The organism is Neptuniibacter halophilus (assembly GCF_030295765.1).
GTDB classification, from domain to species: Bacteria; Pseudomonadota; Gammaproteobacteria; order Pseudomonadales; family Balneatricaceae; genus Neptuniibacter; species Neptuniibacter halophilus.
The window spans coordinates 996974-1023491 of record NZ_AP027292.1 but is presented as its reverse complement, the minus strand read 5'-3'; the positions used below and the strand labels follow the sequence as shown (position 1 = coordinate 1023491).

At 53.1% G+C, this 26518-nt stretch carries 25 protein-coding genes and 1 pseudogene; 22 read left to right on the top strand and 4 right to left on the bottom strand.

Annotation, left to right across the window (positions count from 1 at the left end; translation table 11 throughout):
- Positions 1–13: 13 nt before the first annotated feature.
- The 6 genes from QUD59_RS04790 to QUD59_RS04765 are packed head-to-tail and all read left to right on the top strand — an operon-like array spanning position 14 to position 5030.
- Positions 14–1237 carry a protein-glutamate methylesterase/protein-glutamine glutaminase gene (locus tag QUD59_RS04790; protein ID WP_286239944.1) on the top strand — a complete coding sequence of 408 codons (1224 nt, stop codon included), beginning with the start codon at positions 14–16 and terminating at the stop codon, positions 1235–1237.
- Positions 1238–1242: 5 nt separating this feature from the next.
- On the top strand, positions 1243–1983 hold the full coding sequence (locus QUD59_RS04785; RefSeq protein WP_286239943.1) for a flagellar motor protein: 741 nt from the start codon (positions 1243–1245) through the stop codon (positions 1981–1983).
- Between the two features lie 4 nt (positions 1984–1987).
- Positions 1988–2923 (top strand): flagellar motor protein MotB, encoded by a 936-nt coding sequence (locus QUD59_RS04780; protein WP_286239942.1) that lies wholly within the window; start codon positions 1988–1990, stop codon positions 2921–2923.
- The gene (locus QUD59_RS04775; RefSeq protein WP_286239941.1) at positions 2924–3709 is read left to right on the top strand and encodes a ParA family protein; all 786 of its coding nucleotides are present in this window, start codon (positions 2924–2926) and stop codon (positions 3707–3709) included. It begins immediately after the preceding gene.
- Positions 3706–4599: a chemotaxis protein CheW gene (locus tag QUD59_RS04770; protein WP_286239940.1), complete on the top strand. Its 894-nt coding sequence runs from the start codon at positions 3706–3708 to the stop codon at positions 4597–4599. Before QUD59_RS04775 ends, QUD59_RS04770 begins: the two co-directional genes overlap by 4 nt.
- 23 nt (positions 4600–4622) lie before the next feature.
- Complete coding sequence (locus QUD59_RS04765; protein ID WP_286239939.1) at positions 4623–5030, top strand: DUF2802 domain-containing protein; 408 nt, start codon at positions 4623–4625, stop codon at positions 5028–5030.
- 103 nt (positions 5031–5133) lie between these two features.
- Here QUD59_RS04765 and QUD59_RS04760 read toward each other — a convergent pair whose 3' ends face one another.
- Together QUD59_RS04760 and fliK are read right to left on the bottom strand one after the other, a co-directional pair.
- Positions 5134–5460 (bottom strand): EscU/YscU/HrcU family type III secretion system export apparatus switch protein, encoded by a 327-nt coding sequence (locus tag QUD59_RS04760; RefSeq protein WP_286239938.1) that lies wholly within the window; start codon positions 5458–5460, stop codon positions 5134–5136.
- On the bottom strand, positions 5457–7415 hold the full coding sequence (gene fliK, locus QUD59_RS04755) for a flagellar hook-length control protein FliK (RefSeq protein WP_286239937.1): 1959 nt from the start codon (positions 7413–7415) through the stop codon (positions 5457–5459). The genes QUD59_RS04760 and fliK overlap by 4 nt, the downstream gene beginning before the upstream one ends.
- A 337-nt stretch (positions 7416–7752) precedes the next feature.
- Here fliK and ccmA point away from each other — a divergent pair, with 337 nt between their 5' ends.
- The 14 genes and pseudogenes from ccmA (at position 7753) to QUD59_RS19240 (ending at position 20805) form a co-directional block, all read left to right on the top strand.
- Positions 7753–8388 (top strand): cytochrome c biogenesis heme-transporting ATPase CcmA, encoded by a 636-nt coding sequence (ccmA, locus tag QUD59_RS04750; protein WP_286239936.1) that lies wholly within the window; start codon positions 7753–7755, stop codon positions 8386–8388.
- On the top strand, positions 8388–9107 hold the full coding sequence (ccmB, locus tag QUD59_RS04745) for a heme exporter protein CcmB (protein WP_286239935.1): 720 nt from the start codon (positions 8388–8390) through the stop codon (positions 9105–9107). The genes ccmA and ccmB overlap by 1 nt, the downstream gene beginning before the upstream one ends.
- Before the next feature lie 11 nt (positions 9108–9118).
- Positions 9119–9877, top strand: a complete 759-nt coding sequence (locus tag QUD59_RS04740; RefSeq protein WP_286239934.1) for a heme ABC transporter permease — start codon at positions 9119–9121, stop codon at positions 9875–9877.
- An 11-nt stretch (positions 9878–9888) separates the two neighbouring features.
- Complete coding sequence (ccmD, locus tag QUD59_RS04735) at positions 9889–10068, top strand: heme exporter protein CcmD (protein ID WP_286239933.1); 180 nt, start codon at positions 9889–9891, stop codon at positions 10066–10068.
- Complete coding sequence (gene ccmE / locus QUD59_RS04730) at positions 10065–10526, top strand: cytochrome c maturation protein CcmE (protein WP_286239931.1); 462 nt, start codon at positions 10065–10067, stop codon at positions 10524–10526. The genes ccmD and ccmE overlap by 4 nt, the downstream gene beginning before the upstream one ends.
- Positions 10523–12478 carry a heme lyase CcmF/NrfE family subunit gene (locus tag QUD59_RS04725; protein ID WP_286239929.1) on the top strand — a complete coding sequence of 652 codons (1956 nt, stop codon included), beginning with the start codon at positions 10523–10525 and terminating at the stop codon, positions 12476–12478. The genes ccmE and QUD59_RS04725 overlap by 4 nt, the downstream gene beginning before the upstream one ends.
- An 18-nt stretch (positions 12479–12496) precedes the next feature.
- Positions 12497–13042, top strand: coding sequence for a DsbE family thiol:disulfide interchange protein (locus QUD59_RS04720; RefSeq protein WP_286239927.1), 546 nt, complete (start codon positions 12497–12499; stop codon positions 13040–13042).
- Positions 13039–13515: a cytochrome c-type biogenesis protein gene (locus tag QUD59_RS04715; RefSeq protein WP_286239926.1), complete on the top strand. Its 477-nt coding sequence runs from the start codon at positions 13039–13041 to the stop codon at positions 13513–13515. The genes QUD59_RS04720 and QUD59_RS04715 overlap by 4 nt, the downstream gene beginning before the upstream one ends.
- Complete coding sequence (gene ccmI / locus QUD59_RS04710; protein WP_286239925.1) at positions 13512–14759, top strand: c-type cytochrome biogenesis protein CcmI; 1248 nt, start codon at positions 13512–13514, stop codon at positions 14757–14759. The genes QUD59_RS04715 and ccmI overlap by 4 nt, the downstream gene beginning before the upstream one ends.
- 64 nt (positions 14760–14823) lie before the next feature.
- Positions 14824–17220: a cell division protein ZipA gene (gene zipA / locus QUD59_RS04705; protein ID WP_286239924.1), complete on the top strand. Its 2397-nt coding sequence runs from the start codon at positions 14824–14826 to the stop codon at positions 17218–17220.
- A 32-nt stretch (positions 17221–17252) separates the two neighbouring features.
- A complete protein-coding gene (gene ligA, locus QUD59_RS04700) occupies positions 17253–19283 on the top strand; it encodes an NAD-dependent DNA ligase LigA (RefSeq protein WP_286239923.1) in 2031 nt (676 codons plus the stop codon).
- On the top strand, positions 19283–19849 hold the full coding sequence (locus QUD59_RS04695; RefSeq protein WP_286239922.1) for a transglycosylase SLT domain-containing protein: 567 nt from the start codon (positions 19283–19285) through the stop codon (positions 19847–19849). The genes ligA and QUD59_RS04695 overlap by 1 nt, the downstream gene beginning before the upstream one ends.
- 8 nt (positions 19850–19857) lie before the next feature.
- On the top strand, positions 19858–20070 hold the full coding sequence (locus QUD59_RS04690; protein WP_286239921.1) for a YheU family protein: 213 nt from the start codon (positions 19858–19860) through the stop codon (positions 20068–20070).
- A 43-nt stretch (positions 20071–20113) separates the two neighbouring features.
- Positions 20114–20805 (top strand): annotated as a pseudogene (locus QUD59_RS19240) (DUF4126 domain-containing protein).
- Here the strand turns inward: QUD59_RS19240 and QUD59_RS04675 are convergent.
- Positions 20774–21415 (bottom strand): CBS domain-containing protein, encoded by a 642-nt coding sequence (locus QUD59_RS04675; protein WP_286239916.1) that lies wholly within the window; start codon positions 21413–21415, stop codon positions 20774–20776. The pseudogene QUD59_RS19240 and the gene QUD59_RS04675 sit on opposite strands and share 32 nt — an antisense overlap.
- A 71-nt stretch (positions 21416–21486) precedes the next feature.
- Positions 21487–23454: a bifunctional tRNA (5-methylaminomethyl-2-thiouridine)(34)-methyltransferase MnmC2/FAD-dependent 5-carboxymethylaminomethyl-2-thiouridine(34) oxidoreductase MnmC1 gene (gene mnmC / locus QUD59_RS04670; RefSeq protein WP_286239915.1), complete on the bottom strand. Its 1968-nt coding sequence runs from the start codon at positions 23452–23454 to the stop codon at positions 21487–21489.
- 526 nt (positions 23455–23980) lie between these two features.
- Between mnmC and QUD59_RS04665 the strand changes: the two genes are divergently transcribed.
- Both QUD59_RS04665 and gmd read left to right on the top strand, forming a co-directional pair.
- Positions 23981–25381 carry a mannose-1-phosphate guanylyltransferase/mannose-6-phosphate isomerase gene (locus QUD59_RS04665; protein WP_286239914.1) on the top strand — a complete coding sequence of 467 codons (1401 nt, stop codon included), beginning with the start codon at positions 23981–23983 and terminating at the stop codon, positions 25379–25381.
- Positions 25382–25384: 3 nt separating this feature from the next.
- A complete protein-coding gene (gene gmd, locus QUD59_RS04660) occupies positions 25385–26515 on the top strand; it encodes a GDP-mannose 4,6-dehydratase (protein ID WP_286239912.1) in 1131 nt (376 codons plus the stop codon).
- Positions 26516–26518 lie beyond the last annotated feature (3 nt).

Below are 26518 nucleotides of genomic sequence, written 5' to 3'. Positions count from 1 at the left end.
GGGATCATGATTTATGCCGGTTAGGGTTCTGATTGTTGATGATTCAGGTTTCTTTCGTCACCGGATCACTGATCTTCTGGCAGGCGACAGCCGGATAGAGGTTGTCGGCTCTGCCCAGAACGGGCGGGAAGGGGTTGAGCAGGCAAAGAAGCTTAAGCCCGACCTGATTACCATGGATGTGGAGATGCCTCAGATGAACGGCATCGAAGCTGTCCGGGTGATTATGCGGGAATGCCCGACCAATATTCTGATGCTGTCCTCTCTCACCCACGAAGGTGCTCAGGTAACACTGCAGGCACTGGAAGCGGGGGCGCTGGACTATCTCTCCAAAGATATGCGCGCCTGGATGGAGCACTCATCGTCACTGGAAAAACAACTTCGCGATAAAGTAGTCGAGCTGGGGCGTTCCCGACATGCCCGGCAGCGTAGCTCGTTTATTTCTTCTGCCGGTAAAAGCAGTGGTGGCACGTCGATGGTTTTTCGTCCGGACAGCGCCAGTCGTTCTCCGGCGTCGTCAACGGCGACATCACGCCCGGCGCGAACCCCTGCACCTGCCGCCCGTCCATCAGGGCAGCGAACTGAACCTGCGGGCAGTCGTTTGCAGGAGCGTAGCGCCACCCCGGCGACGGGTATTGCACCGCGCCGACCAGTGTCACGGAAATCAATACCGGCCGACTGTAAGCTGGTGGTGATCGGTTCCTCCACTGGTGGCCCGGCTGCGCTGCAGCAGATACTGACTCAGTTGCCCGCCAACTTTCCCCATCCGATTCTGCTGGTGCAGCATATGCCTAAGACATTTACTTCGGTGTTTGCCAGCCGGCTGGATCAGCAGTGCAATATTGCGGTTAAAGAGGCGGAAGATGGCGATCGGCTGATGCCGGGGCGCGCACTGCTGGCGCCGGGTGGTCATCAGATGATTATCGATCCGCGGAATAAAGATGTGATACGCATTATGCCGGGGGATGAGCGTCTGACCTATAAACCCAGCGTTGATGTGACCTATGCCTCCGCAGCTAAATCCTATGCAAGCAAAGTGTTAGCGATCATTCTTACCGGGATGGGCGCCGACGGTTGTGACGGTGCCAGGCTGCTACGTCAGCAGGGAGCGACTGTGTGGGCGCAGAATAAAGAGAGTTGCACCATCTATGGTATGCCGCAGGCAGTGGTCAATGCGGGGCTTGCAAATGAGATCCTCGACCTGACCGAGTTCGGCCCAATCCTCAGCAATAAAAGGTAGCGGATATGGATATCACTGCAATTCTGGGTGTGATACTGGCGCTGGCTGCGGTATTGGGGGGGAACTATCTCGAAGGTGGTCAGTTTGCCGAGTTACTGAACCTGCCGGCTGCGGCGATTGTGATCGGGGGGACGCTGGCAGCAGCGATTATCCAGTCTCCGGCTCAGGATGTAGCGCGGGCGGTAAAGCTGTTAGGTTGGGCGTTCGGTAGTAATAAACAGGATCTCGCCGGGCGTATCGACAGAATCGTCAAATGGTGTGTTGTGGCCCGCCGTAAAGGGCTGCTGGCACTGGAAAAAGAAGCAGAGAAAGAATCCGATCCCTTTGTCAAAGCGGGCTTGCTGCTGTTGGCAGATGGAAAAGGGCCTGAGGTGATCCGCAGTTCGCTGGAGGTTGAGCTGATCACGGTAGAGCAGAGAGACCTTCAGGCCGCGAAAGTAATAGAAAGTATGGGTGGTTATGCTCCGACGCTGGGGATTATCGGTGCCGTGCTGGGGTTGATCCACGTGATGAGTAACCTGACTGATCCCAATGGGCTGAGTGCCGGCATTGCCACGGCCTTTGTTGCTACTATTTACGGTATCGGCATTGCCAACCTGTTTCTGATTCCGGTAGCCAACAAGATTAAAAATCTGGTGCTGCTGCGATACCAGTATCAGGAGATGGTTCTGGAAGGGCTGATGTTTATTGCAGAAGGTCAGAATCCCAAAGCCATTCAGCAGCGGCTGCAGGGCTATCTGAGGTAGCGTTATGCCCAGACGTCGGCAGGTTGAAGAGAGTATCCGCAATGATCGTTGGGTGATCTCCTACGCTGACTTTATCACCCTGCTGTTTGCTTTTTTTGTGGTGATGTATGCGATCTCTTCGGTGAACGAAGAAAAATACAAACACCTGGCTGAGGCGTTGTCCGGGGTGTTTGTAGGTGGCGATCCGAGCGCAGATTCAGTCGATGGTGACGGGCTGGGGCGCAGTAAGTCAGGTGCCGGTATTTTCCGTGGCGGGGTGGCTGATGAGGATGCCCCGGAAGTTAAAATAGCACCGCCGGATCAGGCAGAAACGGATGCACTCCGCGCCTTGCAACAGGCGTTTGAGGTGGGTTTTTCGAAGCTGATATCCGACGGGCAGATCAGAGTGACCGGTAATGACCTCTGGTTTACCATTGAGTTGCGCGCCACCCGGCTGTTTGATTCCGGTGGTGCGGTACCTAATGTCCTGGCTGACGAGCTGCTTGAACAGATTGCGCTGATCCTTAAAGAGACGAAGAACCCGATCCATGTAGAGGGTTTTACCGATAACCAGCAGATCTCCAATTCGGTGTATCCGTCAAACTGGGAGCTCTCCGCTGCCCGGGCGGCGACGGTAGTACGTTTGCTGGCACAGTTTGGTGTACAACCGGAAAGGATGGCTGCAGTAGGCTATGGTGAATATCAGCCGGCTTACAGTAACCGGACTGAAGCGGGACAGCGCCTTAACCGCAGGGTGCTGATTGTGGTTTCCCGTGATGAAAAAGTACGCCGGGCCGTTTCTTCATTCGGTAGCCAGCAGGTCAGTGCTGATGCAGTGTCAACGGTGCTCGCTTCGCCCGAAGAGGAGGCGTTGCCGGTGATTGAACAGGTCGAAACCGGTGACGGTGGTGTATTATTCAGACGTCCGGAACCTGAATTGTTACAACAGGAAGATAGATAAATGCATGTATGGTCTGTTGCCAACCAGAAAGGTGGTGTCGGCAAAACAACAACCGTAGTGACGATCGCAGGTCTGCTGGCTGAGGTTGGTTATCGGGTGTTGCTGGTCGATCTCGACCCGCACGGCTCGCTGACCAGTTACTTCGGCTACGATCCTGACGAGCTGGAAGACAGCGTTTATAACCTGTTTCAGGGTAGCAGCAAGGTGCATAAAGAGGATGTTACTGATCTGTTGCTGAAGACCAGTCATGGCCGCATTGAACTGATTCCGGCCTCTACGGCTATGGCGACGCTGGAGCGTAAAGCGGTTGGTGCAGAAGGGATGGGCTTACAGATAGCGAAAGCCCTGGCACATGTTCGGGATCGCTATGACTATGTGCTGATCGACAGTCCGCCGGTGCTCGGCGTTCTGATGGTTAATGCACTGGCTGCCTGTCAGCATCTGCTGGTACCGGTTCAGACCGAGTTTCTGGCCCTCAAAGGCCTTGAACGGATGATTCGCACGATCAATATGATTAACCGGGCGCGTAGTAAAAAACTCAGTTTTACCATTATCCCTACTTTTTATGATCGCAGAACGCAGGCCTCCGTGAGCAGTCTGCGTGAGCTGCATCATAACTATCCGAATGAGATTTCAAACGCTGTGATTCCGGTTGATACCAAATTCCGTAATGCCAGTATTCAGGGGCTTGTCCCCTCTGTGATGGACTCCGGTAGCCGGGGGGTTCACTCTTACGCCCGGCTGCTGCGGTCTCTGCTTGAACGTCAGAAGCAGGAGGTTCTATGACCAAGTCCGATAAGAATCCACAGCAGAACGGTACAGAAGAGGTTCACGGCGTTCAGAAGCTGGTATTTGATTATCTGGAATCTCTGCTGTCTGATCCGGATGCCGGTATCGATACCGAGACAGAAATCGCTGCGATTAAGCAGCAATTGGCCGTGGAAGAGGGTGCTGAACCCGACGCCGAAATTTCTGAAAATAGCGCTGGTATTGAGGCGGCAGATCAATATGCTGCTGTAGAGCCAGAGCCAGAGCCAGAGCCAGAGCCAGAGCCAGAGCCAGAGCCAGAGCCAGAGCCAGAGCCAGAGCCAGAGCCAGAGCCAGAGCCAGAGCCAGAGCCAGAGCCAGAGCCAGAGCCAGAGCCAGAGCCAGAGCCAGAGCCAGAGCCAGAGCCAGAGCCAGAGCCGGAACTGGCGGCACAAGCTGAGCCTGAAGAGGCTGTAGCAGAAAATCTATCACCGGATATGGCCGGTCGTGAGATCAACTGCGTGCTGATCCGTATGCACGGCCTTAATCTCGCGATTCCGTTCGATTATGTTGAAGGCGCGGTTCACCTGAGTTCAGTTTCACTGACGCTGGATGCGGCCCATGACTGGTGTCTGGGGCGTTTTGGCGGTATGACCTCAGAAACTAATGTGATCGATACGGCACTGTGGCTGATTCCTGAGCGTTATAAGCCGGAGCTGGCTCGTTACGATGAGTTAATTATTTTGCAGGGACGGCATTGGGCCCTGGCTTGTGATGAGCTGGTCAAATCGGTTCGTATACCGGCGGATAAAGTCTCCTGGGCCGGCAGTAATAACCCTCGAAAATGGCTGCGGGGTACATACATGGAAGAGCGATGCGCAATTCTGGATATCCCTGAGCTGATGAAACAGTTTGATCAGGCTTTCTGATTGAGCACGAATTAGGACCGAGCATGGCAGCAACCTGGATTACTTTGCTTTTACTTTTATTGGCGCTGGGCGCTTCAGTGGCCTGTTTTGTCCTGTTTCGCCGTTTACGCCAGCATGAGCGTCGTCATCAGGCCCTGATCAATGTATTGCGTAATGAGATTCAGGCCATGACTAACAGCTCTATCGGCATGGGGCGTCGTCTGATTGAGGTTGAGCAGAAACTGAATCTGACCGCAGACAAACAGCTCGAGCTGGAGAACCGTGATCCGAGTGCACTGGCTTATAATCAGGCTACCCGTCTGATGGAGATGGGCGCGGATGTGGACGATCTGGTGCAGAATTGCGGGATCGGCCGGCCTGAAGCTGAGCTGATGGCGCTGCTGCATAAAGAGCTGCATGCGCCTCATCAGTCTCTGGGCAGCGATCGCTAGCTGGCTTCTGCCGCAAACATACTTTGTAACGCGCCGAAAAGGTTTCTTGTCGGTGCCTCGCGCGCGCGGTAACCGAACTCCTTTACCCGTAAACAGGAAAATCTCAGCGCTGGCTGTTCTTGAGGGCTTCCTGAACCAGTGACTGGGGATCATTCTTCAGACTGAAGGCAAACGCGATCACTTCAGCGATCGCCCGGTACAATGATTCCGGAATCTCATCGCCCAGTTCCAGACGAATTAATACCTCCACCAGTTCCGGGCTTTCGTGAATGTGAACGCCATGTTCCTCGGCCAGACTGATGATCTGCTCGGCGATCTCACCCATGCCCTTGGCCACGATAAGGGGCGCGCGACCCATCGCCTGATCATATTTCAGGGCGATGGCTTTCTGCCGCTGTTCGTCACTGTCATCGGGGCGGGAAAATTTCATGTGTGCAGATCAACCAGTTGTTTCTGAATTACCTGTTTCTGTTCCGGTGCGTTGCCCTGATGCCAGCTAACCTCGGTATTATTGAAGCCACACTGGCGTAGCCGTTCAGAGAATTCCTCAGAGCGTTGTCTGAGTTTATCAGCCGTTTCCGGTTGTTCACACCAGAACAGCGTGCTGATCTCATGGCCGTCCGTCAGTCGGATCTCTGCATCGACGCCGCCCTGTTCTTCCAGATCAAAATGCAGCCTTACACGCCAGACAGATACAATCTCCCCCGCGGCATTGGCGCCACCTTCACGGCTTAGTCGCAGTTCCAGATTCTCCCAGTGTTCCCCCTGTTTGATTGGCAGGTCAAACTGAAGCACACGTTCAAAACTCCCGTCGGGTTGTTCGCGCCATTGCTGTAGCGAACCGATCTGCTGGCTGGTAACCCGGGAATGAATGCCGCGAAGAATCTGCTCGAAACGCTCCTTTTGCTCCTCAGGTAATTTGTCTGCAAGCTGTTGCAGTTGCTGCAGTTGGCTTTTCATATCGAGGGTATTAGATCGCAGGTTCTGACTCAGGCTGCGTTCGGTTTGCAAACCACCCAACTCAACGTTCTGGCGAATCTGTTGTGGCGCTTCCTGACTGCCGGGAGATACGCCAAACAGTTGCAGCATGGAGCGTACAACGCTGCCTATTTGGGTGGCCTGAGCGGTATCCGTGCCAGCGATCTGGGCCAGTTGATTGAAGGCATTACCCGCCGGAATCTGGTTCGGCAGGGCATTGCGCATGATCTCCTGTACGCCGGGCTTATCCAGAGCGCTGGCCGGAGATAAGGGCGGCTCCTGCATGCGTACTACCTGAACGGTCTGATCGTTACTGCGCAGCAGTTGCACCTGAGTTCCCTGTGGCAACGGGCGTGGAGAGTTTAGTTCAACCTTGCTGCCATCAGGCAGGGCCAGGCTGATCCGGTGATGGCTTGGCAGTGTACCGGGCGGGGTGGGCAGACGTTCAGCAGTGGCGCTCTGACCCGCAGCACGGCTATTGTCTGTGGGGGTTGGTGCCACTTTAGGCGGCGCAGTGTTTATCGGGTTCTGGGCGGCTTCTGTTCTGTTGTTTGTCGTCGCTGAAGCGATAGCCGGGTTGTTAGCGGGTGGTGGGTTAGCTGCTGTGTTTGCCGGCTGTGCCGGAATCGATGCGCCAGAAGATGCTGGGCTGTTGGCTGTCGTGGCTGCAGGTGGAGCGGGCTGAGGCTGGGGTGGAGTGCTGCTCTGAATACCCGGGTTGCTGGCTTGAGCAGGGGCCGGATTGCTGTTTGCGCTGCCGCTTGCTGGCGGTGGAGGCGTAGGCGGTGCCGATGGCTGAAGTTGCGCTGCTGCAGTGTTGGTTGTCGTTACAGGCGTTGTCGTTACAGTGGGGGCTGTCGATGCCGCCGGAGCCGGGCTGGATGCAGGGGCGGCGTTGCTGTTACCGGTCTGGGGTGGGTAAACCGGCCGGCTGCTGATCACAGCTGCCTGAATCCGTTGCTCCAGAGGTAATTTTTCTGCGCTGCTGGCACTGTTGCCGGCTGGCAGGCTGAGTTGCAGATTGGGGCGATTTCTTTCCGTGCTGCCTGAGCTGGCGGGTTGAGCCGGGGGCTGTGGCAGCGGGGTGTTGTTAGCCCCTTCGGTACGGTTACTGCTGCCGGCAGTGGTGGGTTGGGGATTGACCTGAATCTGGATCTGGCCATCACTCTGGCGGTTAACATTGATCTTCTGTCCTACCGGCAGTGCCTGAAATACGCCCATCTGAATCAGCCGGTTATTAACCTCAAGCTTGAGGCGAAAGATCTCAGGCTGAATCTGATCACGGCTGACGGCGACCACCGTGGCGCTGACATTCTGTCCGACGGGAAGCAGCCGGTTCAGGTTCTGGGTCGAATCGCTGCTGTTGCTGGTGCTTTGCAGCGGAATGGCCGGGAGTTGTGGTAGCACGTGGTAACCTCGGTAGCGCAGCGTTGAGCGGTGTTGTGATGATCTGTATCAATTCGGCGTGACTGTTGTGCTAAATGAGGACGCTAATCAGCCTTTTGGAAAGTAACTCAACAGTGCAGCGCTATTGGATAATCGTATATAATCACCGCCTTTGGAACCTGAGAACAAGCCTTGTGACTACAGATTTCAAGGCTTACAGAGCACTGACAGGTCTTATTCACAGGTTCTCTGGTTATCGGCAGATCCGGCTAAAAGTATAGTTTAAGGCACTGATATTTAACTCTTCGGCCTGCGCAATAAGGTGAAGGGTGATATAAAAATGTGCTTCGGGGGCGGTTTGAGTACAGCGCTGTTACAGGTAGAAGATCTTTTTTGCGAACGTGACGAGCGTGTCCTGTTTGAGCATCTCTGCTTTTCTGTTGAGCCGGGTGAGGTGATTCAGATTGAAGGCCAGAATGGCAGCGGCAAAACCACCCTGTTAAGAATTCTCAGCGGTCTCTCCAGTAACTACGAAGGCGATATCTTCTGGCAGGGTGAACCGATTGCGGATGTGCGTGAACAGTTTCAGCGTGACCTGCTCTATTTTGGTCACCATCCGGGTGTGAAAGCGGTTCTGACTCCGGAAGAAAATCTCAACTGGTATGCAGCGATGCACCCGGGTATGGAACGCGAGGCGATTGCCAATGCGTTGCAGCGGGTAGGCCTCAAAGGCTATGAGGATGTTCCCTGTCATACCCTGTCCGCGGGCCAGAACCGCCGTGTCAGTCTGGCTCGACTCTATCTGAGCAAAGCCCGATTCTGGATTCTTGACGAGCCGTTTACCGCCATTGATAAGAAGGGCGTGGCTGAGAAAGAGCAACTGATTCTGGAGCATGCCCGTCGTGGCGGCAGTGTTGTCCTGACCACCCACCATGAACTGGCTGTCGGCGATCATATCCGTCGGATTAATCTTGATGAACTGGCGGGAACTTAATGGATCAGACAGTGACAAATGAACAGTCAAATCAGCCTGAAAGCTCTGCACAGGGTTTATTCTGGGCCGTGCTTAAGCGTGATCTGATGCTGGCCTACAGGAAAAAGAGTGATCTGTTTAACCCGCTGATCTTTTTCCTGATGGTTGCGACCCTGTTTCCTCTGGGGGTCAGTCCGGAACCCGATTTTCTGGCTGAGGTTGCTCCCGGCGTGGTCTGGGTGGCTGCGTTGCTGGCCACGCTGCTGTCGATGGACAGCCTGTTTCGTTCAGATTTTGAGGATGGCACGCTGGAGCAAACCCTGCTCAGTCCGCAGCCTCTTTTTGTGATTGTTCTGGCCAAGGTCGTGGCACACTGGATGATGAGTGGCCTGCCACTGACGTTGCTGGCCCCGCTTCTGGGGGTGATGTTGTTTCTTCCCTCTGAGGGAATGGGCGGGCTGATGCTCAGTCTGTTGCTGGGTACGCCCACTCTGAGCCTGATCGGTGCGATAGGTGCGGCACTCACGGTGGGATTGCGAAAAGGTGGTGTGCTTATTTCGCTGCTGGTACTCCCGCTGTATATTCCGGTGCTGATTTTCGGTACCGCTGCCGTACAGGCAGCAGTAACCGGGCTGCCACTGGCTGGTTTTTTTGCTTTGCTGGGCGCAATGCTGGCGTTGGGTATGGTTATGGCGCCCCTGGCGATCGGGGCTGCATTAAGAATTTCGGTAAGCGGATAAGTTAGGTTGTTATGAGTGATAAGAAAAAATGGATGCCGCGCTGGTTTTATCAACTGGCTTCACCGCGTTGGTCTTATGAAATCATGGGCAAGCTGCTGCCGGGCTTTGTCGTTGCAGCGCTGCTGTTTCTTGTTGCGGGTACGGTCTGGGCGCTGGCCTTTGCTCCGGCCGATTATCAGCAGGGTAATAGTTTTCGTATCATCTATATCCACGTCCCTTCCGCTATTCTGGCGCAATCCTGCTACATGTTGATGGCCATCGCCGGTGCTATCGGTCTTATCTGGAAAATGAAAGTGGCCGATATGGTCGCCAAAGCCTGCGCCCCGATCGGGGTCTCGGTTGCGATACTGGCTCTGGCTACCGGGGCAATCTGGGGTAAGCCGACCTGGGGTTCCTGGTGGGTCTGGGATGCGCGCCTCACCTCGATGCTTATTCTGCTGTTTCTCTACCTGGGCGTGATTGCACTGAACTCTGCGATTGAGAGTGAGACGACCGCCGCCCGTGCTTCAGCGGTGCTGGCGCTGGTGGGTCTGGTTAATATCCCGATTATTAAATATTCAGTGGACTGGTGGAATACGTTACACCAGCCAGCAACGTTCAAACTGACTGAGCGTCCGGCAATGCCTGCCGAGATGTGGGTGCCATTGCTGGTGATGGTGATCGGTTTTTACTGTTTGTTTTCCGTCTCGCTGATGATGCGGACCCGTAACGAAATTCTCTACCGGGAACGTCGTGCCAGTTGGGTTCGAGAGTTACTGGAAAAACGCTGAGGAATCTGAATATGAGTTTTGATAGTTTTTCCGATTTTATTGCGATGGGGGGGCACGGCCTCTATGTCTGGTTAAGTTATGCCATCGCGTTACTTGTTATTGTTTTTAATATTGTGAGCCCGGTGCTGCAAAGAAAGAAAGTCATCTCTGACCTTGCACGCCGCCTGCGGAGGGAGAAAAAGTCTTCATGAACCCCAAGCGTAAACAACGTCTGATTATTGTTTTATTTATTGTGTTTGGTGTCGGTGCAGCGGTCGGTCTGACCATGTTTGCATTGAGCCAGAATATTAATCTGTTCTACTCACCGACCGACATCGCCAAAGGGGATGCACCGCAGGATACCCGTATTCGCGCCGGAGGTATGGTAGTGGAAGGCAGTGTCGTGCGGGATCAGGAGAGTCTCCGGGTTCAGTTTGATCTGACCGACTACGAAAGCACCATGACCGTGCACTATACCGGCATTCTGCCGGATCTGTTCCGTGAAGGGCAGGGAATCGTTGCTCAGGGCAAGCTGGATGAGAATAACCATCTGCAGGCAACTGAAGTGCTGGCTAAGCATGATGAAAACTATATGCCACCTGAAGTGGCTGAAGCGCTGGAGAAGGCCGGAAAAATGCCCCAGCCGGCCGCTGAGGTATACAATAAATGATTCCTGAATTAGGTCAGTACGCACTTATTCTGGCGCTCTGCCTTTCCGCTCTGCTGTCCGTTATTCCGCTGGCAGGCACTTACAGCAATAATCCGCTGTGGATGGCGTTTGCCCGGCCTCTGGCTACCGGTATGTTTGCTTTCCTGATGGTCAGTCTGATCTGCCTTGGTTACGCCTTTGTCACTGATGATTTTTCTGTGGTCTATGTGGCCACGAACTCCAATACAGCACTGCCGATACACTACAAGATCAGTGCGATCTGGGGTGGGCATGAAGGTTCACTGCTGTTGTGGGTGGTGATTCTTGGTGGCTGGACCTGGGCTGTCGCGGTCAAGAGTGACAACCTGCCACAGGATATTGTGGCTCGGGTTCTGTCGGTTATGGGCATCATCGGTGTGGGCTTTATTCTCTTTACACTGCTGACCTCAAGTCCGTTTGAGCGTCATTTACCCCGTTTCCCGCAGGAAGGGGGGGATCTTAACCCGCTGTTGCAGGATATCGGTCTGATTCTGCATCCACCGATGCTGTATATGGGTTATGTTGGTTTCTCGGTGGCCTTTGCCTTTGCTATTGCCGCGCTGCTGAGTGGCCGGCTTGATGCGGCCTGGGCCCGCTGGTCCCGGCCCTGGACTGTTGTCGCCTGGGCCTTTCTGACGCTGGGTATCGCTCTGGGGAGCTGGTGGGCTTACTACGAGCTTGGCTGGGGCGGCTGGTGGTTCTGGGATCCGGTTGAAAACGCCTCCTTCATGCCCTGGCTGGTGGGTACCGCACTGGTGCATAGCCTTGCAGTGACAGAAAAGCGTGGAGTTTTTAAGAGCTGGACCGTGTTACTGGCGATCTTTACCTTCTCATTGAGTCTGCTGGGCACCTTCCTGGTTCGTTCCGGTGTATTGACCTCGGTGCATGCGTTCGCGACTGACCCGGAACGTGGCTACTTCATTCTGGCGCTGCTGGCGATTACCATCGGCGGCTCATTACTGCTGTATGCGATCAAGGCAGCGCATGTAAAAAGCGAATCCAGTTTCAGCCTGATCTCCCGGGAGACTTTCCTGCTGGGAAATAACGTCCTGCTGGTAGTGGTGGCGATGATGGTGCTGCTGGGTACGCTCTACCCGCTGCTGATCGATGCGCTGGGTATGGGCAAAATTTCTGTAGGCCCGCCGTACTTCAATGCCCTGTTTGTGCCGCTTATGGCGGTGATGGTCGGTTTTATGGGGTTGGGTATCGTTTCACGCTGGCGTACCACGCAGGGTTCACTTCTGCGTGCTCAGTTGCTCTTGCCTCTGGTACTTTCGGTGGGCCTGGCACTGGCGTTCCCGATGCTGTACGGCGGCGAGTTTGACTGGATTGTCAGCATGGGCATGGTACTGGTGTTCTGGATTGTGCTGGTATCGGCTCGGGATATCTGGAATAAAATTGCGAAAAAGCGCAGTAAACTGGCCGGCCTTACGGGACTCTCCCGAAGCTACTACGCCATGGTGCTGGCGCATATCGGTGTGGCCGTAACGGTGGTCGGTATGACGCTGGTCACGGTGTATAACGAAGAGCGTGATCTGCGTATGGCGCCGGGGGATAAGCTGAGCTTCAAGCAATATGAGTTTATCTTCGACGGTGCACGCAAGGTTGAGGGGCCTAACTATGTTTCGGATCAGGCCCGTCTGCGGGTGTTGAAAGACGGTAAAGCCTACGGTGAACTGTATCCGGAGAAGCGTCTCTATACCGCCCGTGGCAATGTAATGACTGAAGCCGCCATTGATCCGGGTCTGACCCGTGATCTGTATGTGGCGCTGGGTGAACCACTTGAAGGTGGTGCGTGGGCGGTGCGGGTACAGCATAAACCCTTCGTGCGCTGGTTGTGGCTGGGTGGACTGCTGATGACTTTGGGCGGACTGCTGGCAGCGACTGATCCGCGTTACCGCAAACAGGGAAAACGGGCAGCGGCTGCTGCCTGATTGGTCTGGAGAGAGATTGTGCGTCGTTTAGTATTATTTATTCCTCTGCTTGTTTTTATCGGAATCGGTATTTTTCTCTGGCGTGGTTTGCAGCTGGATCCGACTGAACTGCCCTCAGCGCTGCTGAACAAACCGTTTCCTCAGTTTGAACTCAGCTCCCTGTACGATCAGGAAAAAACACTCAATGAAACAGATTTGACGGGTGAGCCGGCTCTGGTCAATGTCTGGGCTACCTGGTGTCCATCCTGTAAGCAGGAGCATGCCCAACTGAACCAGATCAAAGCCGAAGGCTATAAGGTCATCGGTATTAACTATAAGGATGACCGGCAGAAAGCGAAGATCTGGTTGCAGAATTATCACGACCCTTACGCTCTGAACGTTTTTGACCCGGAAGGTGGCCTCGGTCTCGATCTGGGTGTGTACGGAGCACCGGAAACCTACGTGATCGATGCGGCGGGGGTTATTCGCTATAAGCATGTCGGTGTCGTGGATGAGAAGGTCTGGCAGCAACTGAAAACCATCATGGATCAGTTAAAGTCAGGTCAGCAGGTGAGCATGCAATGAAGAAACTGATTTTAATCTGTTTGTTCTGCTTGCCACTGAGCGCATGGGCAGCGATTGATACGTATGAGTTCAAAGATGAAGAAACCCGGGAGCGTTTCCGTCAGTTGACCTTCGAGCTGCGCTGTCCGAAGTGTCAGAACCAGAATCTTCAGGACTCGAATTCGCCGATTGCGGAGGATCTTCGCGGTGAGGTTTACCGGATGCTGCAGGCGGGTAACGATAACACTGAAATCGTTGATTTTATGGTAGCGCGCTATGGTGAATTTGTACTGTATCGTCCGCCGGTAAACCAGATGACCTACCTGTTGTGGTATGGCCCTTTTGGTCTGGCTCTGATCGGGATTGTTGTAATTATCCTGGTGGCGCGCCGGCGTAAGCGGGTCAGTGAAAGTGGTGAAGATCTGGAAACCCACCTGACCGACGCAGAAGAGCAGCGCTTAAAAGATATTTTGCAGGATGATGAATCTAAATGATTGAGTTATGGATAGGGATCGCGCTGCTGAGTATGCTCGCGATCGCTTTTGTGTTTCTGCCGTTTTTGCGTGCGCGCAGGCAGATAGGTCTGGAATTGAGTGAAGACCGTGAGCAGCAGAATATTGAGATCTTCCGGGAACGTCTGGCTGAGCTTGAACTTGAAAAAAGCACAGGCAATCTGGAAGAGGAAGATTTCGCTGCACTGAAGACCGAGCTGGAGCGGAACCTGCTGGTTGATGTTAAACGTGAATCAACCTCCGGAGGTAAGCTTGCACTTACTTCACAGGTGCTGATCACGGTGACGATTCTGGCAATGCTGGTGCCTGTAGCGGGTATCGGCCTGTATTCTGTTCTGGGGCGCTCTGCGGATCTGGAATTATCTCTGCAACAGCCGGCTGATCCTTTTAATGGTCGTCAGCCCACACTGGAAGAGGCGATTGCTCAGTTGGAGAAAGAGCTTGAGCTGCACCCCGAAAACCCGGAAGGCTGGTACCTGTTGTCGACGACCTATATGAATCAGGGGCGTTTTACTCAGGCCGCTGAAGGCTTCCGACAGGTGTTAGACCTGCTGCCGGAAGAAGCTCCGCAGTACCCGAGCGTGATGGGGCAGTATGCCCAGGCGCTGTTTTTTGCCGCTGACAGCAAAATGACCCCGCAAGTACGAACCCAGATTGATAAAACTCTGGCGATTGAGCCATTCGAAATTGCTGCGCTGGGATTGCTGGGGATTGATGCTTATGAGCAGGAGAACTATGAGCTTGCGCTGGAGCACTGGTTAAAGGCACTGCGTAATGCTGAAGGCCAGACTGCTGAGACGCTGCGTGGTGGAGTTCGCCGTGCGCGTGATGCCCTGCTGGCGCAGGGTAAAGAGGTTCCGGAAATCCCCGAACTGGCTGACGTTTCGGTGGCCCTGAATGTATCGATCAGCGAAGAACTGAAAGCGGGACTGAACCCGGATCAGATTGTGTTTGTTTTTGCCCGCGCTGAAGGCGGGGGGATGCCGCTGGCAGCCGTGCGTCTGACCGTGGCGGATCTGCCTGCAGAAGTGATTCTGGACGACAGTATGGCGATGGTGCCACAGCAGCGCCTGTCATCCGCTTCTGGTGTCGAACTCTCGGCCCGTATTTCGACCTCAGGACAGCCGCAGCAGCAGAAAGGCGATCTGTATGGTCTGATCGGCCCGGTAACCGTGGCTGAAATAAACGAGCCTGTCACGCTGGTTATTGATAAAGTTGTCGAATAATACCGGCTCTTTTATAGTTGGGTAGAAACGACATAATAAAAGGTACAGGGGCGAAGCTAGGCACATGGAACTCAGTCTTAAGGAGTGGCTGATTATCGGTGGGGTGATTCTCATTCTGCTGATAATCCTGGATGGTTGGCGCCGTATGCAAAGCGGTCGTAACCGTCTGAAGATGAACATTGATAAAAACTTTGTTGATCTGCCCACTGAGGAGGGTGAAAGTTTTAACCCTGAACTGCCCGGGGGTGGTGCCCGCAAGGTCACCCTCGAGGGTGATCCTCTGTTTTCTGATCACCGTCCTTCGATTGAACCTGACCTGCAGCCATCGAAGCCGGTGCCTGCATCTGCTCATGAAGAGCTACGACCTGTCCAAACCCGAACCTCCGCGCCAGAGATTCAGGCCGAGCCCCGTTTCACGCCTGCTCCATCGGTATCAGGCCGAGCGCCTGAGCCTGCTGCGGACTGGCGTGATGATCTGCATATGGATGATGGCATTATCGGTGCAGCCAGAACGGTCAGCAATCCCGGTTTCAGTGAAACAGAACTGACCGAAGCCACTCGTTTAGCGCAGCCGGAGGCCACTCTGAAACCGCTGGATGACAGGGATGACGATGGCATTATTGGCCCTGCTCGTGTGGTCAGTAGGGCTGAAAGAGAGCCGCTGCCGGAAACAGAACCAGAACCTTACATTGAATCAGAGCTGCCAGCGGCAGAGGAACCTGATACGGCACCTGTGGTGCTTTCTGAGGTTTATGATGACAGAGAACCTGAGGAAATTCCGAAGCCGGAATCAATCCTGACCGATCCGGTTGGCACGCTTGACGAACCGGTAGAAGAAAAAGCCGCTCAAGTTGAATCTGAAGAGACGATTGCAGCGACTGAGCCTGTAATCTCCACTGAGACTGAATCTGCGGCATTACTGGCTGAAACAGAATCTGCCAAAGAACCTGAAGCGCCATTGACTGCGCAAGATGCTAAGGTGCCTTCAGAGCCTTCAGAGCCTTCAGAGCCTTCAGCGCCATCAGAGCCTTCACAGCTTTCTGAACTGCATGCGGATTTGCCAGAGACCGATGCGGTCGCCGAAGCCGCGCCCATGAGTGAGGAAATCGTCACTGAGACGGTGATGGCTGAGGAAGACGCTCCGCTTAACAGCGGCGTGGAAGCCGAAGAGTATGATCCTCTGGCAGATGTGAATTTCGAGCCTGCAGAGGCTGAACAGTCTGACGCACTGTACACGGGGGCGGAGCTGGATTTGACTGAACAGCCAGAGCCAGAGCCAGAGCCAGAGCCAGAGCCAGAGCCAGCATTCGACGTTGAGATTCAGCAAGAACCTGAAGAGCCTGTCGCGCAGCATCAGGGCTGGCAACCGGAACTGGTGCCTGAAGAGGCGGCGCAGGAGATCGACTTTGAAAAACCGATTACTGAGCTGATGCAACAGATGGATCAGCCGGATCACGCTGATCCTTCGGGTTATGAGGAAGAAGAGCCCTTCCCGCAACTGGATCTGGCGGGGGTTGAGAAAAATGCCCCGGTATCGGATCAGCCTGATCTGCAGCAGCCGCTGGCGCTGGACTTTCCAGAACCGGAACCAGAGCCAGAGCCTGAACCCATACCGGAGCAGGCGATAAGCTCCGAGCCGCTCGCCCGGGAGACGTTTGTTGAGCCCCCGGCGGCCACTCAGGTTACTGAACAGGCCAGAGACCGGTTCTCCTCTGAGACGACAGCGTCTGAGAATATCGCAGAAGATCCTTTTGCCAACCTGCAACTGGGCTCAGCCCTCGACGATGAGCCTCTGCAATCGGTCCGCACAGCAAGCAACCTGCAGCCCGAAACAGACTATACTGCTCGCCGTGCGCCTGCAGAATCCGTTGAGTCTCAGTCCGTTACTCCACAGCCTGAAGAAACACAGGCATGGGATCAGCAGGCACCTGAGCAGCAGGTGGAGGCAGAAATTCCAGCAGCTGCAGCGGTGCCGGCAGAGCCCTCTTCAGGGGTCAGTCGCCGTAAGCGTGTGCAGGAGCCGGAACCAGAGAATGTACTGGTGATTTCGGTTATTTCTAAAGAGCAAGCTGAGTTCAACGGGCCGATGCTGAAAAAGGTGGTTGAAGCCTGTGGCATGACCTTTGGCGAGATGGATATCTATCACCGGTTTGAACAGGATCTGGGTGAGAGTGCTGTTCAGTTCAGTATGGCTAATGCTCTGCCGCCCGGTACCTTTGATGAATTCAATCCTGCATCCCTGAGTACCCGTGCGGTGATGTTCTTTATGTCTATGGAAGAGCCGGATGATGTGATGGAAGCCTTTGAGTGTATGCTGGCAACCGCTGAGACCGTCGCTAAACACCTGGGTGGCGAAATGCTCGACGAGAACCGATCCGTTCTGCGTACCCAGACCATGGAACATTACCGGCAACGTGTCCGGGATTTTGAAATGCAAACCCTGAAAAAGCGTGGCCGATAAGCCGCGCTTTCTTATCTTTTCCGAGTATCATCGTGTCAATCGAAGAACAGATTCAGCAGCTCCGTGAGCAGCTCAACCATCATAACTATCGCTATTACGTATTGGATGATCCGGAGGTTCCGGATGCTGAATATGATCGTTTGTTCCGCGAGTTGAAAGCATTAGAGCAGGAACATCCTGAGCTGATCAGTCCTGATTCGCCCACGCAAAGGGTCGGTGCGCAGCCTCTGTCGGTCTTCAGTCAGGTTCGCCATGAGCTGCCAATGCTGTCACTGGATAACGCCTTCGATGCCGAAGATATGTCGGAGTTTAACCGACGTATTGTGGATCGCCTTAATTCGGGCGCCGAGGCCCTGATTGAGTATGCCTGTGAACCCAAGCTGGATGGTATTGCTGTCAGCCTGCTGTATGAAAAGGGCGTGCTGGTGCGTGGTGCAACCCGGGGGGACGGAACAACCGGCGAGGATATCACGCTCAATGTGCGAACCATTCCAACCATCCCTTTGCGACTCAGTGGCCATGATTATCCGGATCGTCTGGAGGTGCGCGGTGAGATCTATATGCCCCGGCAGGGCTTTGCTGAACTCAACCAGCGAGCGCTATCTCAGGGGCAGAAGGCTTTTGTTAATCCCCGCAATGCCGCGGCCGGAAGCCTGCGTCAGCTTGATCCGAAAATAACGGCTTCCCGCCCACTGGAGATGTGCAGTTACAGTATCGGCATCGCCGAGGGTGGTGAGCTGGCTGAGAAACATGCTGATATTCTGAAGCAACTTCAGGGCTGGGGCTTTAAGCTGAACCCGTTGCTTGAAGTGGTGCAGGGAGTTGAAGGCTGTCTGGCTTACTATGAGAAGGTCAGCGGCCTGCGTGACCAGCTGGCATATGAAATTGACGGTGTGGTCTTTAAGGTAAATGATCTGGGGCTGCAGCAGAGATTGGGTTTTGTCTCCCGCGCACCCCGCTGGGCAATTGCTCATAAGTTTCCGGCGCAGGAGGAGATGACCCGGGTTCGGGCTATTGAGTTTCAGGTCGGACGCACCGGTGCGGTTACCCCCGTAGCGCGTCTTGAGCCGGTTTTTGTGGGCGGGGTGACCGTCTCTAATGCAACCCTGCACAATATGGATGAGATTGAGCGGCTGGATGTGCGTGCCGGTGATCAGGTGGTTATCCGCCGTGCCGGCGATGTGATTCCTCAGGTGGTCCGTGTGATCCATGAGATGCGTCCGGACGATACTCAGGCAGTGATTGCGCCAGAGCGGTGTCCGGTGTGTGATTCGGGTGTCGAGCGGCTGGAGGGCGAAGCGGTCGCCCGTTGTACGGGTGGTTTGTACTGCGCGGCCCAACGTAAAGAAGCGTTGAAACATTTTGCTTCGCGTAAGGCGATGGATATCGATGGCTTGGGCGATAAGCTGATTGAGATGCTGGTTGATCTCGATATGTTACATGATCCGGCGGGGCTGTATCAGTTAACCGCCGAATCGCTGGCAAAACTGGAACGCATGGGGCCTAAGTCGGCTGCGAATCTGGTGGCTGCGATTGAGGCCAGTCGGGAAACCGAACTGCCTCGTTTCCTTTACGCGCTGGGTATCCGCGAGGTGGGTGAAGCTACCGCCAGAGCGCTGGCGCAGCACTTTGGGGATCTGCCAGCATTACTGGCTGCCGATGAGGAATCCTTGCTGGAGGTGCCGGATGTCGGGCCTATTGTTGCTAAGCATATTGTTAATTTCTTCTCTCAGGGTCATAACCGGGAAGTGATTGAGGCTTTGCAGCAGGAAGCAGGGGTACATTGGCAAGCCATAGAGAAAGCAGCGCAAGAGAGTCTGGTGCTGTCAGGTAAGACCTGGGTGTTGACCGGTAAGCTGGAGCAGATGGGGCGCAGCGAAGCGAAAAACTACTTGCTGGAACTGGGTGCCAAAGTGGCCGGGAGCGTGTCGGCGAAAACCGATTGTGTTGTGGCGGGCCCCGGTGCCGGGTCTAAACTTAAGAAAGCGGCCGAGCTGGATATTCCAACCATGGACGAGGAAGGGTTTATCGCCTTTCTCGCAGAGCAGGGAATCAATCTGTGATGAAAACTATAGTCTGGCCGTTAACTGCGATGCTGACGTTGCTGATGCTGGCAGGTTGTTCTGGCAGCCCTGAAAAGCCGTCACATCATATACAGATCTGTGAGGAGCTGGATGATGAAGAGCGCTGGCTTGAGCCGGTGGTGATCAATCAGCAGCGCTACGGGACGCCGATGGCATTGAGTCTGGCACTGCTTGAGCTGCCGCTGTCTGATCTCGACAAAAAGCATGTCCGGCCCCGTGCCGCAGACTGGGATGAGTATCGGATTCGCAGTGAGCGTTGGGATGCATCGCCCTATATGCCAGAAGATGCGGTGGATTTTATTGGCTGGTTCAGCCGTCAGAGTCGTGACAGAAATGGCATCAGTTGGGATGATGCGGCCAGCCACTACCTTGCATTGCGACTGGGGCATGGTGGTCTGCACCGGCTGGAGCCTGGGCAGTTTCCTGAACTGCAGCGTCAGGCCGAAGCGGTGGCGCAGCGTGCGACCCGTTGGAATCGCGAGTTACAGGGATGTACACAGCTCTGGCGAGATCAAGGCTGGTTTAACAGCCTTAAGTTCTGGTAGTCACGGGTATGCAGATTCCGCCAGAGGCATTGCAGCCCGAAACATTACGAGCGCTGATCGAGGAATTTGTCAGCCGGGACGGTACCGATTACGGCGAGCAGGAGATGAGCCTGGAAGAGAAGGTCAGTCAGGTTAGCCGACAGCTCAGCTCCGGGCAGGCAGTGATCCTGTTCAGCGAAAGTACAGGGCTTTGTAATATAGTGCCTAAAGAACTTTTGTAAGGCTCCGGCTGTTCTTAGCGGGCCTTTTGCGACGAGGTACTTTATGGATCAGCTTGAACAGATCGTTGGTGTAGTCGCCCTGACCATGGGTGTGGGCTGGGCAAGTGGGATCAATCTTTATGCCACCGTGCTGATGCTCGGTGTGCTCAATAATATGGGGCATATTGCCCTCCCTGAAGAGCTGCAGGTAGTCAGTGATCCTCTGGTGCTGATGGCCGCGGGCTTTATGTATTTTGTCGAATTTTTTGCCGACAAAGTCCCCGGGGTGGATACCGGTTGGGATACCCTGCATACCTTTATTCGCATACCCGCCGGTGCTGCTCTGGCTGCCGGCGCTGTGGGGGACATGACACCCGCGGTAGAGATTGCAGCAGCGCTGGTGGGGGCTCACTGGCCGCCGGCAGCCACGCGGCGAAGGCCGGCTCCCGGGTGTTGATCAATACCTCCCCTGAGCCGGTAACTAACTGGACCGCTTCAATCAGCGAGGATCTGATGGTACTCGGCGGGTTGTGGGCCGCGCTGAATCATCCCATCTGGTTTCTCGCGGCGCTGGTCGTGTTCATTCTGCTGTTGATCTGGCTGTTGCCGAAAATCTGGCGCGGTGTGAAGAAGGTCTTTCGTTTTATTGCCGGGTTGTTTGGCGCTAAATCAGAACCGGATATACCTGCGGAATCAGCCGGGCGACCGAATCTTCCGGGAGGTACTAAACCCAGCGTTCGAGATGGGGGCCACTGACCAGCAAACGGAGCAGGTCGGTGCGGCAGACGATTCCGATTACTTTGTCTTCTTTATCCACAACCGGTATCGCATTGATATCATTCTCAATAAAGTTGATCGCCACATCCTGAACCCGTGTTTCCGGGGTGGCGGCGATCAGTTTTTTATCATAGACGGTTGCAACTGGCTGAATGGAGTCGGTACCGGCCTGTTGCAGATCAGCTCTGGCGACCAGACCCAGTGGTCGATCATCGGCTTCGCTGATAATCAGATGGCTTATCTCTAAACTCTGCATCCGCTTCCAGGCTGCGCTGATGGTAGTCCCCGGAGCAATACTGTGTACCGGGGAAACCATGATGTTGGCGACGGTCAAACGCGGTTGCTCGCCCTCATCGTGCTGGTTTCTCGCATGCTCATTGTATGCACGGCTGGCACTGTCTTTCTTTTCGGCCTGTTTAGCCGGGCCGGGGATTACAAATTTTTCCCCGTCGGCATGCAGCTTGTCTTCTATATCGGCACTGCGATGGGCAGGACGGCTTTCCGTAAGCGAACTGACACCCCGCTTGGGGAAAAGCGCTTCTTTTGGGGTCTGAATACGATAGCCGTGATCGTAGACGTAGAGTGCCATAATTGCTCCCGCTGTCCCTGTAGGTCCAATATAAATCTGCAGTAGAGGAATATGCAAATCTTCCTATAGCACTATATCGCCTGCCTGATCAGGTTCTTTATGATAAACCGTGCCGGGTTCAGAGTATCAATCACCGGCTTAGGTAGCAAAAGTGGCTCGTTGCATATCATTCCAGCAAGAAGTTCTGCGCTGATAGGGCAGGTGATCAGACCTTTGGAGCCGTGGCCGGTGTTGATGTAAAGGTTGGGGTGATGCTCCGGGATTGCATTGCCAAACTGCCACTTACGGTCTTTACGCAGTTGAGCGAAGGTTTCGATAAATGCATCGGCGACCGGCGCAGGCCCGACCATCGGCATATAGTCAGGTGTGCTGCAGCGAAAAGCAGTGCGGCCTTCGAGTTGATCCTGAACGTCTGATACTTGTGCAGCGATATCCGGCAGCGCTTCACTTAACTTCGAGATGTTGTGCTGATGGTCCTCAAGTGTAACATTGCGCTCTTTCCCTTTAAGATCAAAGGTTGCGCCGAAGCAGAAGCGCCCCTCCTGTGCCGGAGAGATGTACCCTTCGCCGCAAACGACCGTCTGCAAACTTGGGTCTATGGCTGACTCAGGAGTGATCGAAACCTGCCCGCGAATGGGTTTGAGGGGCAGGTGGGCAGTTTGCTCGAAACGATTGGCTAACTCGGCGTTGCAGATAATCAGATGGCTGGCGGCGAAAGACTGATCCGTTACAGTGTCTATCTGCCAATGTTCCTGTTGTCTTGAAATGGAGGCAACTTCGGCATGGGCTATCTCGATATCAGGATGGGTAGTCAGTTGGTGGCAGAAATCGCGGGGCGACACCCAGCCTGCGTCCGGGAAAAACAGCCCTGGTGATTCGATCCGGCTGCCTGCGATCGAAGATAGCTCCCCTGCTGATCTATAGCTGACCAGTGAATCCGGATAGAGCCCCTGTGCCAGCATCGATTGCTGGCGTTGCTGCTCTTTTTCTGTGGTAGCTAACTGTATCACCCCGCACTGAGACCAGAGCGTATGTTCAGGATCTAAATGATTAAGCAGGTTGACCGAGTGCAGAAACCCGGTCAGATGCAGTTCGCCCTGATGAGTCCAGCTGACCGGAAGCTTCGCATACAGCGCCCCCTGTCGGTTGCCGGAGCCCGCGGTAGCAAGCTCACATTCTTTCTCAATCAACCGGACCTTAATACCCCGCTGGGCCAAAGACCAGGCGGTAGAGCAGCCTGAGAGCCCGCCACCAATAACTGTAACCGCCTCTGGTTTTGTGTTGGAGGCAGGAAGCTTAAACCAGGGTTTACCTTCCCGGTGCTCCGGTTTTGGGCCAACATAGCTGCCAACCAGCATCTCCCGCTTACGCCCGAACCCTTTTTGCTTTCGAACATCAAACCCGACCTCTTTAAGGCCCCTGCGAACCACTCCTGCGGCGGTGAAAGTAGAAAAAGTCGTTCCCGGATGGCTCAGTCGCGCCATCTGCTGAAACAGCTCCGGGCTCCACATGTCCGGATTCTTTGCCGGTGCGAAACCATCAAGATACCAGGCGTCTACCTGCCCTTCGAGGCGGGAGAATGATTCGGCGGCGTCGCCAAACATTAAGGTGAGTTTAATGCGCCCTTCAGCGAAATTGAGTTGGTGGTAGCCAGCGGCAGCGGGTGGGTACTGAGTATGCAACAGCGCTGCAAGTTCAGAATATTCAGGCCAGGCACTAAGAGCCTTCAGCAGATCCTCTTTGGTTAAGGGGTGTTTTTCGACAGAAAGGTAATGCAGATTAGGAGGGACGGCCGATGAATCTAGAATATGCTTGGCGGTGACCAGGAAATTAAGCCCGCTGCCAAAACCTGTTTCGGCAATAATTAACGTCTGTTGATCAGGCGGGAAAGACTCAGCGGTAAGGCGGTTACCATCGATAAAAACGTAACGGCTTTCATCTGCGCCTGCACCTGGATTGAAGTAGATGTCGTCAAATGTGGCGCAGTGAGGGCTATTGTCCTTGCACCATCTAATTAAGGCATTTCTAATATTATGCATGAAGGTCCGCGTAAAAGTTATAACGTTAGCAACATAACGTTCTTCCGGAAAAATGTCTTATTGGTTGATCTGATAAAAAGCTCTATGAGTTAGAAGATCTAAGTGATTGCTATTTTAGGCCTTTCTGAAATTGGAAAGTAGTATCAGATTGTGGGACGGTTTTTTCCAACTAACCTTGATAAACATCATAAAGTGATTTTGGAAATTTTCAGAAGGTTTGTGAGGGTCGTCCTGAATTAAGGTTAATCTATTTCAACCATGAAAATGGAGGAGTGCGATGACTCGTGCCACTAGTTGTCCTGTCCGTATTAGTTTGGTTTCGTATGTAGAGCATTCTAACTAGTCAAGATACAATGCCCTCTCCGAAAATCGAACATAGGATCTTATTCCTAATCAGGGTTTAGGTTATTTATTACCTGTCGCTCCATGAAGGTAGTCTTATTCATCAATCTGGATTGATATAAATATAATATGGAGTATTTGTGATTCCTTTGGATTGTTACATTGACAAAGAGACTAAGGATATATGATTAAGACTGTAATCATGGCTGGTGGTTCTGGTTCGCGACTGTGGCCCCTCTCTCGTTCCTTGTATCCTAAGCAGTTTTTGCCGCTTACTAGTGAGAAAACAATGCTTCAGACAACCATAGAGCGTGTGTCTGAAATCAGTGATGGATCACCGCTGATTATATGTAACGAAGAGCACCGATTCATTGCTGCGGAACAAATTCGGGAACTTAACATCACTGCAGACATACTTCTTGAACCTGTTGGTCGTAATACTGCTCCTGCTATAGCGCTGGCTGCGTTAAATTCCTTGAAAAATGACGAAGATCCTTTGTTGCTTGTGCTGGCTGCGGATCACGTTATTGAAGATGCTGCTACTTTTCGTCAGCAGGTACTAAAAGCGAAAGTGCTCGCTGAAGAGGGGGCATTGGTGGCTTTTGGAATTGTTGCAACGGATCCGGAAACGGGGTACGGCTACATCCGTCGCGGCGCTCCTGAAGGTGATGGTTATAAAGTGGCAGAGTTCGTTGAAAAACCCGATCAGGAACGAGCACAAGCTTATGTGGATTCTGGGCAATATTTTTGGAATAGCGGAATGTTCCTGTTTAAAGCTTCCCGCTATATAGAAGAGTTAGAAAAATATCGGCCATCGATACTTGAAGCTTGCTTGCAAGCGGTTGCAACTATTACCCCTGACCTTGACTTTGTTCGAATTGATGAGGATGCCTTCAGGGCCTGTCCGAATGAATCTGTTGACTATGCCGTAATGGAAAATTCTGATTCCTCTGCTGTAGTTCCTTTACATGTTGGCTGGAATGATGTCGGTGCTTGGTCATCTCTTTGGGATGTGACAGAAAAAGACACCAATGGTAATGTCATAATGGGGGATGTGATTTACCACAACACGAGTGATTCCCTCGTACGGTCTACCAGTAAGTTAGTTGCAACTGTCGGGGTGTCTAACGTTGTAGTTGTAGAAACGAAAGATGCGGTATTAGTTGCTGCCAAAGAGGATGTTCAGGATGTGAAAAAAATCACTGAACAGTTAAAAGCTGAAAAGCGCTCGGAATGTGAATTGCATCGAGAAGTTTACCGTCCTTGGGGTAAGTATGATTCAATTGACCACGGGGTAAGGTACAAGGTTAAGCGAATTACAGTAAAACCGGGAAATAAGCTTTCAGTGCAGATGCATCATCATCGTGCCGAACATTGGATTGTCGTGTCAGGTACCGCCAGAGTAGGAAGAAATAGCGAAGAGATCATTTTAACTGAGAACGAATCAGTTTATTTGCCTGTGGGTTGTGTGCATTGGTTAGAAAATCCGGGCAAAATTCCTCTGGAGTTAATTGAGGTTCAGTCAGGCTCCTATCTAGATGAAGATGATATAGTTAGATTTGAAGATAAATATGGACGTGCGTGAATAATGAGCAAAAAAAAAGCTTTAATTACGGGAGTTACAGGTCAAGATGGATCCTATTTGGCTGAATTCTTGTTAGAAAAAGGATATGAGGTTCATGGAATAAAAAGAAGAGCATCATCTTTCAATACGCAGCGTATTGACCACATTTATCAAGATCCACATGTCGACAATGCTAACTTTATTCTTCATTACGGAGATCTGACTGATTCTTCGAATCTTACTCGTATTATTAAGGAAGTGCAGCCAGACGAGGTTTATAATCTAGGCGCTCAGTCCCATGTGGCAGTGTCGTTTGAATCACCAGAATACACTGCTGATGTTGACGCAATGGGGACATTAAGGCTTTTAGAAGCAATTCGATTCTTAGGTCTTGAAAGTAAAACTCGTTTCTATCAAGCGTCTACCTCAGAGCTTTATGGTTTAGTGCAAGAAACCCCACAGAAAGAATCAACACCTTTCTACCCCCGGTCACCTTATGCAGTTGCAAAACTCTATGCTTACTGGATTACCGTTAACTATCGAGAAGCATATGGAATGTACGCCTGTAATGGCATTCTATTTAACCATGAGTCTCCTCGTCGAGGAGAAACATTTGTAACACGTAAAATTACGCGGGGACTGGCTAATATTGCCCAAGGTCTGGAGTCCTGCCTTTTTATGGGTAATCTTAATGCGCTTAGAGACTGGGGACATGCTAAAGATTATGTACGTATGCAGTGGATGATGTTACAGCAAGAACAGCCTGAAGATTTTGTGATTGCTACTGGGGTGCAATATTCAGTTCGTCAGTTCATCCAATGGTCAGCAGAGGAGCTTGGGATCACTCTTAAATTTGAAGGTAAAGGAAAAGACGAAAAGGCAATTGTTGCCTCAATTGAGGGAGGAAATGCTCCGGCTTTGAAGGAAGGAGATGTGGTGGTTCAGGTTGATCCTCGATATTTCAGGCCTGCAGAAGTTGAAACTCTTCTGGGCGATCCCTCAAACGCGAAGGAAAAATTAGGCTGGTTTCCAGAAATTTCAGTGCGAGAAATGTGCGAAGAGATGGTGACAGAAGATCTCAAAATTGCCCAACGCCATGCTTTTTTGAAATCCAGTGGTCATGATATTCCTGTCTCGATTGAAGAGGGACGTTAATTG

Coding starts and splice junctions, on each gene's coding strand:
- QUD59_RS04790 (WP_286239944.1), top strand. CDS start 14: ATGCCGGTTAGGGTTCTGATTGTTGATGATTCAGGTTTCTTTCGTCAC.
- QUD59_RS04785 (WP_286239943.1), top strand. CDS start 1,243: ATGGATATCACTGCAATTCTGGGTGTGATACTGGCGCTGGCTGCGGTA.
- QUD59_RS04780 (WP_286239942.1), top strand. CDS start 1,988: ATGCCCAGACGTCGGCAGGTTGAAGAGAGTATCCGCAATGATCGTTGG.
- QUD59_RS04775 (WP_286239941.1), top strand. CDS start 2,924: ATGCATGTATGGTCTGTTGCCAACCAGAAAGGTGGTGTCGGCAAAACA.
- QUD59_RS04770 (WP_286239940.1), top strand. CDS start 3,706: ATGACCAAGTCCGATAAGAATCCACAGCAGAACGGTACAGAAGAGGTT.
- QUD59_RS04765 (WP_286239939.1), top strand. CDS start 4,623: ATGGCAGCAACCTGGATTACTTTGCTTTTACTTTTATTGGCGCTGGGC.
- QUD59_RS04760 (WP_286239938.1), bottom strand. CDS start 5,460: ATGAAATTTTCCCGCCCCGATGACAGTGACGAACAGCGGCAGAAAGCC.
- ccmB (WP_286239935.1), top strand. CDS start 8,388: ATGGATCAGACAGTGACAAATGAACAGTCAAATCAGCCTGAAAGCTCT.
- QUD59_RS04740 (WP_286239934.1), top strand. CDS start 9,119: ATGAGTGATAAGAAAAAATGGATGCCGCGCTGGTTTTATCAACTGGCT.
- ccmD (WP_286239933.1), top strand. CDS start 9,889: ATGAGTTTTGATAGTTTTTCCGATTTTATTGCGATGGGGGGGCACGGC.
- ccmE (WP_286239931.1), top strand. CDS start 10,065: ATGAACCCCAAGCGTAAACAACGTCTGATTATTGTTTTATTTATTGTG.
- QUD59_RS04725 (WP_286239929.1), top strand. CDS start 10,523: ATGATTCCTGAATTAGGTCAGTACGCACTTATTCTGGCGCTCTGCCTT.
- QUD59_RS04715 (WP_286239926.1), top strand. CDS start 13,039: ATGAAGAAACTGATTTTAATCTGTTTGTTCTGCTTGCCACTGAGCGCA.
- ccmI (WP_286239925.1), top strand. CDS start 13,512: ATGATTGAGTTATGGATAGGGATCGCGCTGCTGAGTATGCTCGCGATC.
- zipA (WP_286239924.1), top strand. CDS start 14,824: ATGGAACTCAGTCTTAAGGAGTGGCTGATTATCGGTGGGGTGATTCTC.
- QUD59_RS04695 (WP_286239922.1), top strand. CDS start 19,283: ATGAAAACTATAGTCTGGCCGTTAACTGCGATGCTGACGTTGCTGATG.
- QUD59_RS04690 (WP_286239921.1), top strand. CDS start 19,858: ATGCAGATTCCGCCAGAGGCATTGCAGCCCGAAACATTACGAGCGCTG.
- QUD59_RS04675 (WP_286239916.1), bottom strand. CDS start 21,415: ATGGCACTCTACGTCTACGATCACGGCTATCGTATTCAGACCCCAAAA.
- mnmC (WP_286239915.1), bottom strand. CDS start 23,454: ATGCATAATATTAGAAATGCCTTAATTAGATGGTGCAAGGACAATAGC.
- QUD59_RS04665 (WP_286239914.1), top strand. CDS start 23,981: ATGATTAAGACTGTAATCATGGCTGGTGGTTCTGGTTCGCGACTGTGG.
- gmd (WP_286239912.1), top strand. CDS start 25,385: ATGAGCAAAAAAAAAGCTTTAATTACGGGAGTTACAGGTCAAGATGGA.